Annotated in this window: 11 protein-coding genes; 4 read left to right on the top strand and 7 right to left on the bottom strand. The window is 38.0% G+C overall.

The window, feature by feature from the left end; translation table 11 throughout:
• Positions 1-46: 46 nt before the first annotated feature.
• Complete coding sequence (locus H7A25_00135; protein MCP5498283.1) at positions 47-2,617, bottom strand: hypothetical protein; 2,571 nt, start codon at positions 2,615-2,617, stop codon at positions 47-49.
• A gap of 91 nt (positions 2,618-2,708) precedes the next feature.
• Here H7A25_00135 and H7A25_00130 point away from each other — a divergent pair, with 91 nt between their 5' ends.
• Positions 2,709-3,518 carry a hydroxyacylglutathione hydrolase gene (locus H7A25_00130; GenBank protein ID MCP5498282.1) on the top strand — a complete coding sequence of 270 codons (810 nt, stop codon included), beginning with the start codon at positions 2,709-2,711 and terminating at the stop codon, positions 3,516-3,518.
• 58 nt (positions 3,519-3,576) lie between these two features.
• On the opposite strand, the gene H7A25_00125 is transcribed toward H7A25_00130, so the two are convergent.
• The 6 genes from H7A25_00125 to H7A25_00100 all read right to left on the bottom strand — a co-directional run bounded on the left by H7A25_00125 (position 3,577) and on the right by H7A25_00100 (position 8,690).
• On the bottom strand, positions 3,577-3,780 hold the full coding sequence (locus tag H7A25_00125) for a cold-shock protein (protein MCP5498281.1): 204 nt from the start codon (positions 3,778-3,780) through the stop codon (positions 3,577-3,579).
• Positions 3,781-4,014: 234 nt separating this feature from the next.
• Positions 4,015-4,545, bottom strand: coding sequence for a hypothetical protein (locus tag H7A25_00120; GenBank protein MCP5498280.1), 531 nt, complete (start codon positions 4,543-4,545; stop codon positions 4,015-4,017).
• 372 nt (positions 4,546-4,917) lie between these two features.
• On the bottom strand, positions 4,918-6,648 hold the full coding sequence (locus H7A25_00115) for an AAA family ATPase (GenBank protein ID MCP5498279.1): 1,731 nt from the start codon (positions 6,646-6,648) through the stop codon (positions 4,918-4,920).
• Positions 6,649-6,703: 55 nt separating this feature from the next.
• The gene (locus H7A25_00110) at positions 6,704-6,913 is read right to left on the bottom strand and encodes a hypothetical protein (GenBank protein ID MCP5498278.1); all 210 of its coding nucleotides are present in this window, start codon (positions 6,911-6,913) and stop codon (positions 6,704-6,706) included.
• The gene (locus tag H7A25_00105) at positions 6,870-7,430 is read right to left on the bottom strand and encodes an AAA family ATPase (GenBank protein MCP5498277.1); all 561 of its coding nucleotides are present in this window, start codon (positions 7,428-7,430) and stop codon (positions 6,870-6,872) included. Before H7A25_00105 ends, H7A25_00110 begins: the two co-directional genes overlap by 44 nt.
• Before the next feature lie 147 nt (positions 7,431-7,577).
• The gene (locus H7A25_00100) at positions 7,578-8,690 is read right to left on the bottom strand and encodes an 8-amino-7-oxononanoate synthase (protein MCP5498276.1); all 1,113 of its coding nucleotides are present in this window, start codon (positions 8,688-8,690) and stop codon (positions 7,578-7,580) included.
• Between the two features lie 75 nt (positions 8,691-8,765).
• Here H7A25_00100 and H7A25_00095 point away from each other — a divergent pair, with 75 nt between their 5' ends.
• From H7A25_00095 to H7A25_00085, 3 genes are all read left to right on the top strand, one after another.
• Positions 8,766-9,827 (top strand): DsbA family protein, encoded by a 1,062-nt coding sequence (locus tag H7A25_00095; GenBank protein MCP5498275.1) that lies wholly within the window; start codon positions 8,766-8,768, stop codon positions 9,825-9,827.
• Between the two features lie 16 nt (positions 9,828-9,843).
• Positions 9,844-10,827, top strand: coding sequence for a malate dehydrogenase (locus tag H7A25_00090; GenBank protein MCP5498274.1), 984 nt, complete (start codon positions 9,844-9,846; stop codon positions 10,825-10,827).
• Between the two features lie 156 nt (positions 10,828-10,983).
• Complete coding sequence (locus tag H7A25_00085) at positions 10,984-12,705, top strand: protein kinase (protein MCP5498273.1); 1,722 nt, start codon at positions 10,984-10,986, stop codon at positions 12,703-12,705.
• The last annotated feature ends 242 nt before the right edge of the window (positions 12,706-12,947 follow it).

Here is a 12,947-nt window from a genome sequence, read left to right as displayed (position 1 = left end):
TCATAAAGACAGTGGATTACTCCACTGTCTTTAATCCGCAGTACAATTAAACTACCGATATCGTATCTAACTCCCAGAGATAAAAACCATCCTCTGATTTATCGTTTTCTACTAATATAAAAATCGCTCCCTCTCCCTTTTCTTTACAACGAAAAGAAATAGTCGGTCGACTGAAAAGGGCAGGTTTGATATAAATCCCGGAACCTTTACGGATGTATTCACTATCTTCAAAAAGTTCTATAAAAGAAGGAAATAGAATACGGTAAGAACCTCTGAGGTTTTTTTCCCACTGAATTTGTCCTCTCTCTCCCTTATTGAAAAGTTTTTTCGATATAAAAAAAGAGTTTTCCGGATATTTCCCCTGAACGGGTAGTGAAGGTTCCAGATTTTCTTCAATGATTTGGCCCTGTAATTTTTTGTTTCCAAAGTTTTTCAAAAAAGATAAAAACGCTGTGAGTCTTTCTATAGCCGGATAGAAATCGGGTAACAAATAGAAATGACTGAATTCAGAAAGAGTCTGAACCGGTTTCTCCAACTTTTCTAAAATAGGCTCATAAACGGTTTCAAATTTTTCTTCTACAACCCCCAGTTTCTTAAAAATCGAACGAGAAGCTGCCTCGGTTATGGGTTTCTGATATTTCTTGGTTTTACGATAAAGGGATAATTCATCTTTATCTGAAATTTTGGTAAGAAGGTGAAAACAAAGAGTAGGAAGCTGATAAGGACAACCTTCCCGGATCAGCATATTCCCTTCTTTATAGGCAAGAATCTTGTATACGTCTCTCAGATTATATTTGGGTTCAAAAAGGAAGCTGAGTTTCTTCTTTAGATTTACTTCCAGTTGTTTATAGAGTTCTAATAGTTTCTGATCGGGTTTAACAATAGGAAAACTAAAATATAGATTTAAGGCATCATATAGATCCAGACTGATTTTCCAACTGGCACCTTCCCCGCCAAATAAACCATATTTTCCATCTTCGTTTTTACAACTAAGAATCATATCGCTCAGGTTATTTACTTTTCCTTCAGGTTCCAGTTTAAAAAGAATACTTCCTAATTGTTGCAGAACAAGCCAGGCAGGGTGGTAATAGGGAAAAGGTAATACATAATGAATAAAAATTTCACCCACCAGGGTTTTCACATTTACAGGTTTACCGGAAGTTTGAGAACCTTCCGGTACAAAAGAAATTCGTTTATATGTAGTAGGAACTTTATGAAATATGCTTGCAGAAGGAACCTCTGAACGACGGAAACCCCCGTGGTGAGGTTCATATAAAGAATATATCACTTTCTCTTCCCCTTCCTTTTTCTCAGGCAGGGCTTTTTTTCTTTTTACTTTATACTCAGAAATATTCGGAAGATAAGAAAATGCGAATATTTCTTTTTTACGGATAGAAATTGCCAGAGGAGATTCCGGCCAATTTGTAACAGGAGCCTTTCGTTCAAAGAAACTGGTTCCGGAAAAAAGTAATTTATTCACCCTTTTGGCTTCAAACAAATCATCGGTTCTATGAAGAAGATAAGAACCACTGTAGGGAACTTCTTTTTCTCCTTGAATTGGATTAGGTGGCACATAACGGTTATGCAGGGCGGGGAGAGTAACACCGGAGTGGTGTTCGCCATAAAAAATATGCAAATAATAATCCCCCTTATGTTCGGGTTCGGTTTCCGGCAAAGGAAATTTGATTTCGATTCCTTCAGGAGTATTATCTGCATTGGAAATAAAAAGCGGAAAACCACAGTATAAACAATATATAATATATCGTATTTTACTTTCCCGTTTCAGATTTCCTCCATCGCGAAAGTGTAAATTAAGTTTTATATGATATATTTTATTTTTATAGGTATAAGATTCAAGTATGGGAGTAAATAAAGCCTGGGTATCGGAAACAGCAAGAAGAGGTAGTAAAGCATCTCCACGGGACGGAACCGATAAACCGATAAAACCGATCGGATCAATTCCTGAGTGGATTTGCTTAAAATAAAAACCTGACTTATCAAAGCGAAACATTATGCGTTTATCTTCTTTCCCTGAGTCGGATTTTAGAGTGAAAATCTGGGCTTTCTGTCCCGCCAGATCCGGAGAATAAATCAGAACATCGAGCATGTCTCCCGGCTTATACATCTGGTTCAGAACCCGCATCTGTAAATGAATCGGTTCTCGGTTTAAAAAAACTTTTTTAGTACAGGGACCTACTTTCAGGAGCAAAAGTATAGAATGGTAAGAAAGTCGTTTTTCTGATAAAGCAGTATGTATGGCAGAGATAATATTATTTTTAGCGATTTCTTCATCATCCGCTTCGGTTTTTTCGATTCGGAAATACCTGTCTTTTCCCAGGACACGTTTTACGTCCGTTTGATAGCGGGCTTCTGTCTTGATGATATAGGCAAGGCTCGAATCAGGAACTGAAGGTAGAATTTCCTGCATGGTAGACTCTGTGAAATCCTTAAAGAAAGTTCTCAGTTCAAATAAACCATTTGCAATTGAAGAAAGAACATGCCTATCAAATTGAAGATCCTTATCCATATCTGCAAGAATCCAACGGGCTTCGAGATAGGGCATTTTACGTAATATCTTAACGAGTTGTGAGGGTTTATCGTCTTTTTCTTCTTCCATACCGGCATTTAGTATAAATATTCTATAAAAAAAAGAAAACTGTTTTTTCTTCTTGCCGGAAAGTTTTCGAATAGATTCAATACAGAGGAAAATGCAAATATTACAGATTTATACCCATAGCAATTTGAGAAATTTCTCTTATATCCTTTTTGAAGAACAAAGTCGAGAAGCAATTTGTATAGATCCCTTTTATGCAGATCAAATCCGGAAAAACTTAGAGGCAAGAAACTTACACTTAAAGTTTATTATAAACACCCATGAACACCAGGATCATGTCTGCGGAAACGAAGATTTATTATTCTTATATAAGGGCGTGGAAGTTCTGGCCCATCCCAATGCAAAGGATAAGGTTCCGGGTTTTACCACCGGCCTCAAGGCGGGTGATAGCCTGAACTTAGGAGATAAGGATAAGGCTCTGGAAGTTCTGGATACACCCGGTCACACATTTTCTCATCTCTGTCTGTTGTATAAAGAAAAGGGTGTAGCTAAGGGACTCTTCTCGGGAGATACTTTATTTAATGCAGGTGTGGGAAACTGTAGGAATGGAGGAAAACCGGAGGTACTTTTTGAAACGGTATATAAGCATTTCTACAAATTGCAAAATGAAGTTGTACTGTATCCGGGACACGATTACCTGGAGAATAATCTTGCTTTTTCTTTATTTATAGAACCGGATAATGAAACAGTTCTACAGCTTCAGAATGAAATAAAAGCTCTAAAGAAAGATTTTGAGTTCTTACAGTTGAATATGGAAATGGAAAGGAAAATTAATACCTTCCTGCGTTGTGACAGACCTTCTGATTTCATGAAGTTCAACCTTGAAAAAGCTTTTCGTGGAATTAAAACAGATGAAGCGAAGGGTCTTTTCTTAGCTCTTCGAAAACTTAGAGATGTATGGTGAAAAATGAGAAAAAGCTCCCTCTCTGGTATTAAAAGGGAGCTTAAGGCTTATTAGACGATTAGCCTATAGTTCTAACAGAAACGGCACGAGGCCCTTTTTGAGTGTCTTCAATATTGAATTCTACTTGAGCACCTTCTCTTAGAGTACGGAAACCATCGCTGAGGATACCGGAATGATGTACGAAAATATCGCCACCATTTTCTTTTTGGATAAAACCATAACCTTTACTCTCATTAAACCATTTAACTATGCCCTGTTGCATATTATACTCCTAAAAAAAATTGATTCAACCTGTTTATGACCTGGGGATATAGCAGAGTTACCAATAAGCCGTTTTTTGCCTGATTTAAAAAAAAGGAAAGAAAAGCGGAAGTAAGGATTTTTAAGACTATACCAGTGATGCATAAACCATCGCATCTAATATAAAACACGATATTTTATTTAAGAACATTTGTCAACAGAAGAAAGGATTTTTTAAGTTTTTATATAAAAAAAATTATCCAATACTGGTGGCTGCTTGTTTCCGGCGATTCCACTCCACCCAAAAAGTGTCATAGCCTTCTTTTTCTTCTTCCAGGATTCTTTTTGATTTTGAAATACGATATATTTCTTCAATTTCCTCGGCCAATCTTAGAATAGAATCTCTCCACTTACGGAATGATACTTCCTCGCTGATTTGATTCTCTGTTATTAGCAGAAAAGAGTTCTTTTTTTTTTCGACCGTCCAGTTGATTCCATTCGGACACTCTATGACAAGGCAGTCTTCAGATTCCTCCTGTTTGTACATAGAAAAGCCGCAGCAAGGAATTAAATTTTCAGAAACCGGTTTTTCCGGAGTATGGCCATTTTCCAGGGTTCGAAACAGGAATAAAACGGAAGCACTGATAGTCCAGGTAGGATCGGTTCCGTCGCTTACGACTTCCTCTCCAATTTTCACATAAAAAGAGCCGTGCAGGCAAAGATCCTCCTCTTCGCTTGCCGGGTCTAACCAGTGGAGATCTCCTATTTGTAGTTCTACTCGGTCCATAGTTGAAAGCTATATTCAAAACCCTGAGAACTTATTGAAGCTCCTGAGTGGGAATAAGAGCAATTTATCAGGTAAAGATTTTCCTGTAAATCGGAAAAAGATTTGATAAAAAAAGAACTGCTTTAGAAACTTGTCTGTAGATTATTTATTTTCTTTTTTTCAAAGACTCCGGATTTCCCATTTTCGAATTCAGGTTTTCTTTGAGAACGTAATAGAGGGAGAAAGGTGAATGTTTTAACATTGTTTCTCCCTTCTTTTTTCAACTACGTTACATTATCTAAAATCTCATCCTCGGTAAAATCGAAGCAAGCGAGTGAATCTCTTAAAATCCTCTTTGAATAATTTAGTGATGAGGGAGAGTTTCATGTTAGATTACACCATCTTCACAAAGACTTCTTTGCCTGCAAACACAGCAGAAACTTTGATGATTCCTGCTGTCCTGTGCTCTATTAGCTCACTATAATATTTCTTCTCTTCTATCTGTTGTAAAGCCTCATTGATTTCCTTGTCTACTCTTTCCGAAAAATTCTTCTTGGTTTCACGACTCTTCTTTTTGGGAATGCTTTTGAGTTCCATAACCACTCCGTTTTTCTTCTTATCCTGCGGTATTAGAAGAATATCATACCGTCCGCTTCCGCTTTCCCGGTTCGAACGAATAATATAATCATCACTTAATATAGCAAGAAGTCCGAGTGTATAGGCTTGATACACCTTCTCAGGTTGCTGAGTAGCCCGTTTGGTGTATCGAACCACGGGTGTGCTATCCGTGTCGTAATAACTGAAAGTATCTCCTATGATTCTCTGAAATCCTTCTGCAAATTGCTCCGGTTTTTTCCCGACAAGGGCACGCATGGTGTCTTCTAAAAGATTACGATAGATTTTTACTTCCGATTGAAACCAATAGAGAATGATATTTTTGAAAACATAACTAATTTCATAATTAGGAATTTTAAGTTCATATAATCCTAAGTTAAGTTTTTTGTGAATCGTAAGATAACCACTAAAGGTTAGAAGAGTCCAGAGCAGGTCTCTATTCGTGTTCAAATCGGGAAATACAAAATTCTCTTCTATCGGTTTCTCTATTGTTTCACCGCTGATGAGTTTTAAAATCAACTCTCTTGCTTCATCTGAATTTTTGGACTTGATATGTTCTTTCAAAAGTGTGTCGGAACTCGTGTTTATCCAATAAGGTTTGAAACCAATTTCGTTTTCAACAACATAATTCAAAATTGACCAGGGGTTATATATATCGGATGTGTCTCCAAAGATATATCCATCATACCATTCTTTAACCTGTTGATAGGAAGTCGAAACCTTGAAATCTGAAAGAATCTTTTTCACTTCATCTTCAGTGAATCCAAAATGTTCTGCCATTCGCTTATCTAAAATTGAGAAAACACTTAGATTATTGAGTCCGCTAAAAATACTTTCTCTCGAAACACGAAGGATTCCCGTAATTACTCCTTTGAAAAGAGAAAGGTTGTCCTTGAACGCTCCGCTGAGCAAATTTCGCATAAAGGGAACCACATCATCATAAAACTTATTATATCCCGACTGGATGGGTGTGTCGTATTCATCGACCAGAATCACTACCTGCTCCTGGTGGTAACGATATAGATATTCACTCAGTTGTTTCAGGCTGGTTTCATAAATTGTTTCATTTGCAGTTAATTTTAATATAGAAATGTAATGTTCTTTTTGAATATCCGTAATGATATTAGAATCCAACAAATATTGATGTCTCTCATAAGCTTTAGCAATTTCAGATTTTACATGCTCCAGAACTTTGTGCCAATTATCAGCTTTCGCATCTTTAAAACTCAGGTAAATTACCGGATATTTTCCCTGGTGTTTTAGAATGTTTTCTCCAGAGTTCCAGATTTTTAAATGGGTAAAAAGCTTCTGGTTATCCGGTTCTTTTTCAAAAAAATATTTGAGCATGAGAAGATTGAGAGTTTTTCCAAAACGACGGGGGCGGGGAATTAAAAGAACCTGTTTTTGAGCTTCGAGAATCTCCTGAATCAGTAAGGATTTATCTATATAATAATAATCTTTCTCGATAATGTCTTTAAAATTGGAATTCCCTATATCCAGCATTTTCATAAGGCTATTTTTGTGTTTAAAGATCGTTCCGTCAAGCGGAAAAGAAAGGGGGATTTTACAGCATCCAATAGGGAATAGTGAAAACATCTTCCGTAAGCCACCTTGGATTTTCTGTAGAAGAAATTACCAGGCCTTTTTGGATATTTTCATTGGGAAAAATATTTCGGAACAAAGGAAAGTTTTTCGCATCCTCTTTGGATGGATTTGCTTTTACTTTGATTTCAATCGGAAAGAGTTTCCCATCTATTTCTAAAAGTAGATCCATCCCAAATTTTTTGTTGCAGAGTCTCCCCTATATTAGAAGGAACTAAATTTATTTGCCAATCTTTGGAAAATAGATAATCGTTTAAAAATGATTTTCGTTTTGCCTGTCCTTCCAGTTCTCTTTGACCCATGGAATAGAGATCCAGAATAATCACTCTTCCCGCAAGAGATTCAGAAATATTTTTTAGCACACTAAAGTTTTGAGAACCACTGAGAATGTACATTCCTGCCTTTTTTTCCCTATCTACTTTTTTCTTAATCGCAGGTAGCAACTCCGGTGCATATTGGATTTCATCCAAAAAAAGAGGTGAAGGATGATTTTGCAGGAAAAAATCCGGATCTTTTCTAGCATCAAAGACATCCGATGTAGGTTCAAATACAATGGTCGGAATTTTTTTGGGAAACAGGTTTTCAATAAGTGTTGATTTTCCTACCTGTCTTGCACCCTGAATGCAAATTACAGGAAAAAGCGAGAATAAATGCCTTAATTTTTCTTCTGCAAACCGATGTAAATACATTCTAACTTGATTTTCGGGAATGTCATGCCCGTTTTTCAAGTCTTTTTTGAATTTTTAGAGAAAATAGTTATTTTTAATTCCAATCAAAGTTTATTAAAATACGGTGATAAATACAAATACGGAGAGAGGAGAAACTCTTAGGTATATTTATAAGATACCTAAGAGTCTTTTAATATCCTCAATTCGTATACCTGCATTTATGCTGAGTCGGAGACGGGATTGTTTTACTGTGGGAGGTCGAATGGCTCGAACATCAAAACCTTCTTCCTGGCAGATTCCAGCTTTATATAAGGCTTCTTCTTCGTCTTTTAAAATAACAGGGATGATTTGACTTTTGGAGTTCAGGGTATTATACCCTTTCTCTTTCAACTTCTGTCGAAAAAATTCAGCATTTTCTAAAATTTTAGTTCTCTGCTCTTTACTTCTTTTTATCAGGTTTATAGATTTATTGACCGCATAGGCTATGGCGGGCATAGGAGCTGTTGAAAAAATAAAGGGCCTCATTCGGTTTATTAAAAACTTCTTATGTTCCTTCCGGGAACAGGAAATGAAGGCTCCCTGAAGCCCCATTGATTTTCCGCAGGTATAAACCCTAAAATCAACTTTTTCTAATAAATCAGGAGAAAGAAATGCTTTGTCATTGGCAAGCCCCTGGCCCCGATTACCAAAAACACCAAGAGCATGAGCTTCATCTAAAATTAGAATTGCCTCATGTTTTTGTTTTAATCTAAGCAGTTCCTGTAAATCCGCCAGGTCCCCGTCCATACTAAAAACAGTTTCCGATACAATGATTTTTGTTTTAGCTTCAGACTTCTGTAGAAGCTCTTCAAGATGAGACATGTCAAGATGCCGATAGTAGCGTACCTTTGTGCCGGAAAGACGGATTCCATCCAGTATAGAAGCGTGGTTTAATCTGTCACAGAATATTTCCGAATCTTTATGACTGATGCAATCGAGAAGACCCAGATTCGCAAGATAACCATTCATAACGTAGAGGCTACTTGTAGCTGAGACCCAACCGGAGAAATTTTCTTCTGTTTTCTCATAAATAGCCCTGTGACCCCGAATCAGTCTTGAAGCTGTAGAACCGGCTCCGAAAAGTTTAATCCCCCGGTGCAGAGATTCCATGATTTCCGGGTGCTGGGATAAGCAGAGGTAATCATTCGAGGAGAAATCCATTCCTGTCGGCGCTTTCAGTCGCCTGTAGCGATTTTTTGATTGGATGTTTTCCAGTTCTTGTTGAAAATAATCTTCTACCATTAATACATATATTTGGACTTGTCATTCTGGAAACAAATCATATTTTGGTTACAGATTAGTGGAGTGAACATTTTTATGGAAAGTAATTCTGAAAAAATTGATGCAATTAACTCCGGAACAGATAAAAAGTTTCTGATTCTGGCTGTTATTTTTGCAGCTTACATTGTTATAACCATCCCGGCTATTTTAAATTATTTTAAAACCTTAAATCCGGAAAACTTTGTAAGTGTAAATGGTAAAAAATATACCATCGATGATGTCGAAAAAGAAGCCCCGGGTCTGGCCTATAAAGTAAAATCGGAGTATGTCAAAGGTCTCGGTCAGACCTTCGGTCAATTTGCTTCCGATAAAATGCTGGAATTAGAAGGAAAAGAGAAAAATATGGAGCCATCTAAAGTTCTATCAGAAGGCTTAGTCGCTTATGAACCCAGCCAGCAAGAAATTGAAAGGACTTATAACCAGTACAAAGCTCAATTAGGAAATAAAAGCCTTCCTGAAGTTAGTGGTGATATTTCTGACTTTCTAAAAAACCGGAAAGAAGAACAGCATAAAGCCGGTGTTGCCCGAAAACTTAGAGAGAAATACAAGGTTAAAATTGAACTTGCCGAACTTACCGCTCCACGCATGAAAGTCGAAGAAAAAGGCAACCCATCAATAGGGCCCGATAAAGCTAAAGTTACTGTGATTGAATTTTCAGATTTTGAATGCCCGTATTGCCAGAGAAGTCAGATGGTAAATCGCCAGCTCAGGGAAAAATACAAAGATAAGATTCGCTGGGTATTCAGGGACTTTCCTCTCCCTTTTCATAAAAATGCAAGATTTGCTCATGAAGTTGCCGGTTGTGGCCATAAGCAGGGGAAGTTCTGGGAAGTGTTTGACAAACTTTTTGAAAATACCGGGGACTTAGAAAGAAACAACGTCCTATTTCTGGCAGAAAAAGCCGGTTTGGATAAAACCAGGCTCAATGCCTGTCTACAGGATTCTTCTTCCTCAAAAGAAGTCGATGTAGATCTGGAGGATGGTCGAAAACTGGGAGTCAATGGTACCCCTGCCTTTTTTATCAATGGTATCATGTTAGAAGGGGCACAACCTATTGAAAGATTTGTTGAAATCATAGATAAAGAATTAAAAAACTAAGGAGATATAGATCTACATGAATAAAACTGTAAAAGTTGCTGTAACCGGTGCTGCCGGCCAAATAGGATATGCATTACTTTTTAGGATTGCATCAGGAGAAATGTTCGGAAAAGATACCCCGGTTGAATTACAACTGCTCGAATTGGAAGCAGCTCTGCCTGCACTGAAAGGAGTCGTAATGGAACTGGATGACTGTGCTTTTCCTCTATTACAAAAAGTTTCCACTACTTCTGATTTAGATGTAGCTTTTAAAGATGTAAACTGGGCTTTACTGGTAGGTTCAGTTCCCCGTAAAGCCGGTATGGAAAGAGGAGACCTCTTAAAAATCAATGGAGGCATTTTCACCAAGCAAGGAAAATCTATTGCTGCCAATGCAGCCGGAGATGCAAGAGCTCTTGTGGTAGGAAACCCCTGTAATACCAATGCCCTTATTGGAATGAATAATGCTAAAGGTATGCCGAATGACCGCTGGTTTGCTCTTACCAAGTTAGATGAAAACCGTGCAAAATCACAGCTGGCTGCCAAAGCAGGAGTTGCAGTGTCTAAAGTTACCAATGTAACCATCTGGGGAAACCACTCAGCTACACAATACCCGGATTTTTATAATGCTAAAATAGATGGAAAACCGGCTCCGGACGTGATTTCCGACCATGAATGGTTAAAAGGAGACTTCATTTCTACTGTACAGAAAAGAGGGGCTGCAATTATCCAGGCAAGGGGAGCTTCCAGCGCTGCGAGTGCTGCCAATGCGGTAGTGGATACCGTCAGGAACATTGTTAATCCTACTCCGGCAGGAGACTGGTTCAGTGTAGCTCTTTGCTCGGATGGAAGTTACGGAGTAGAGAAAGGACTGATTTTTGGGTATCCGGTTCGTTCCAATGGAAGTAAACTGGAAATCGTCCAAAACATTCCTTTAAATGAATTCAGTAAAGAAAAATTTGATGTGACTCATAAAGAGTTAATTTCAGAAAGAGAAGACGTAAAGGAAATGCTGGGTTAATCCCAAAAATCAGGAAGCGAACCTCAGATGGTTCGCTTCTTCTCTCCTGTATATATTTTTTTGATAAAAATAAAAAAACTCTTTTAAAAAACTTCTAAATCTGTTAATAGGTTGTGCTATTCACTTTAGAAAGATAGAGGCGAATCCGGAGTAAGAATGCTTAATTGTCCTTCCTGTGGGCTGGAAAATCCAGAAGACGCAACAGTTTGCGAGTTTTGTGGTTATAATTTAAAAGCCAAATCATTTACTGCTCAAGCAGAAATTGAGCTATTAAACCGTGCTCTTTCCCCCAAATTCAAAATTGAAAAAAAGATTGGAAGGGGAGGGATGGCTACCGTATACCTCGGAGAACAATTAGCTCTGGACAGAAAGATTGTGGTGAAGCTTCTAAGTGAAGAATATTCGGAAGATAATGAAATCCGGGAACGTTTTCTACAGGAAGCCAGAACCCCGGCTCGAATTAAGCACCCCAATTTAGTTGAAGTCATCGATGTGGGTATCCATGAAGGTCGTCCTTTTTACATTATGGAATATCTTCCCGGTGGTTCTTTATCCGATAAGCTGAGCGAATACAAGGTTCAGAATAAAGCCTTTCCCCATCGGGATGCTTTATATATCATATCCAAAGTTCTGATAGCACTCGATTACTGCCATAATAACCGTCTGAGTTCTCACAGGGATATAAAACCCGACAATATTATGTTTCGAGCCACGGGGGAGCCGGTAATCGTCGATTTTGGGATTGCCAAAGTTGCCGGAGAATTTCGCACCCAGACTCGCATGACCCTCGGAACAGCAAACTACATGAGTCCTGAACAGTGCCGGGGAACCAAAGACATTGATGGCCGAAGCGATGTATATGCAGTTGGAATTATGTTATTTGAGCTTTTAACGGGTGATGTTCCTTTTAAGGGAGAGAGTGGTCTTTCGGTTATGGGTAAACATGTAAATGCAAAAATGCCGGATCTGGCTTTGCAGGTAAAAGATTCAGAATACGAATCTGATATTCCTAACGAAAGAACTCTACGTAAAATTGAATATATTATAAAGAAAGCCTGTTCTAAAAAAAGAGAAAGGCGATACCAGACAGCCCAGCTTTTTTCTGAAGATCTGGAGAAATTATTAAACGAAAAACAAACCCGCTCTACCACTACTACCGGGAATGGTTCCGGCAGTAACTTTGGTCTTATAGCGGCTATTTTACTTTTAAGCCTCGGTCTCGGAAGTATTTTTACCTACAAATTCCTGTTTAAGAAATTGGATAATATTCAAATTGAAACAGAACCGGCAGGTGCGGGTGTAGTCGATTCCAATGGAAAAAATTTAGGGAAAACTCCTTTTTCCTACCGACTAAATTCCACCGGTATTTACAGGTATACTCTGCATTTGGATGGTTATGTAGATAAAAGCCTGGAATTTAGTCTCGAAGACCTTGACATTCCTATCAAACATATAATCAAACTGGAACCTGCCAGTGATCTAATTACTCCGGAACATACGGATCCTCCCGTTGATCCGAAGGATCCAAAAGAGAATGGAAACAATCCTCCGGAGAATAAAGAAGATAAAAACCAGTCTGCTGAATTGTTTAAGCTGGCCGGTCTGGAATGGCAGGCTCTGGGAATAAAAAAGATGAACTGGTCTACTGCTGTCAGTTATTGCAAGAAAAAGGGAATGAGGCTTCCTTCTCTTGCGGAATGGAAAGCAGCTCTTGAAAACCGGGATGCAAGGCTCCAGAAACCCTGCTGTGAATACTGGACTTCTACTCTTAATGAGGAAGACCCGGAAGAAGCTTTAAACATACAGGTAGACAATTATCGAGAACCATTTTTCTCCTATAAAGCTAATCTCTTTTATACTCGTTGTGTAAAAAAATAGCCCGGGATTTCTTATCACCGGGCCTTAGAGAATACAATGGGGTGCTAATAGAACAAAAAATAATGCAACCTTCTCCTGAAAGAATCAGGTTGCTCAGTGTTTTTTTGGGGGTGCTAGTATGATAATAATTTCATTCCTTCACTTTTTCTATTCATTTCATAAGACGAAGAAAAGAGAAGTATAGTACATTTCGTTAAATTTTTTTACGCTAAATTCAATTTTTATTCTAGGAGATTTGGGAG

The organism is Leptospiraceae bacterium, assembly GCA_024233835.1.
Classification (GTDB): domain Bacteria; phylum Spirochaetota; class Leptospiria; order Leptospirales; family Leptospiraceae; genus JACKPC01.
Note: the sequence above shows the minus strand (reverse complement) of the source record. Positions and strands in the feature narration are given on the sequence as shown.

Excerpts from the sequence above, each read along its gene's own strand:
- H7A25_00100 (MCP5498276.1), bottom strand. The coding sequence starts at position 8,690 with ATGGTAGAAGATTATTTTCAACAAGAACTGGAAAACATCCAATCAAAA.
- H7A25_00125 (MCP5498281.1), bottom strand. The coding sequence starts at position 3,780 with ATGCAACAGGGCATAGTTAAATGGTTTAATGAGAGTAAAGGTTATGGT.
- H7A25_00105 (MCP5498277.1), bottom strand. The coding sequence starts at position 7,430 with ATGTATTTACATCGGTTTGCAGAAGAAAAATTAAGGCATTTATTCTCG.
- H7A25_00120 (MCP5498280.1), bottom strand. The coding sequence starts at position 4,545 with ATGGACCGAGTAGAACTACAAATAGGAGATCTCCACTGGTTAGACCCG.
- H7A25_00090 (MCP5498274.1), top strand. The coding sequence starts at position 9,844 with ATGAATAAAACTGTAAAAGTTGCTGTAACCGGTGCTGCCGGCCAAATA.
- H7A25_00095 (MCP5498275.1), top strand. The coding sequence starts at position 8,766 with ATGGAAAGTAATTCTGAAAAAATTGATGCAATTAACTCCGGAACAGAT.
- H7A25_00085 (MCP5498273.1), top strand. The coding sequence starts at position 10,984 with ATGCTTAATTGTCCTTCCTGTGGGCTGGAAAATCCAGAAGACGCAACA.
- H7A25_00135 (MCP5498283.1), bottom strand. The coding sequence starts at position 2,617 with ATGGAAGAAGAAAAAGACGATAAACCCTCACAACTCGTTAAGATATTA.
- H7A25_00110 (MCP5498278.1), bottom strand. The coding sequence starts at position 6,913 with ATGGATCTACTTTTAGAAATAGATGGGAAACTCTTTCCGATTGAAATC.
- H7A25_00130 (MCP5498282.1), top strand. The coding sequence starts at position 2,709 with ATGCAAATATTACAGATTTATACCCATAGCAATTTGAGAAATTTCTCT.
- H7A25_00115 (MCP5498279.1), bottom strand. The coding sequence starts at position 6,648 with ATGAAAATGCTGGATATAGGGAATTCCAATTTTAAAGACATTATCGAG.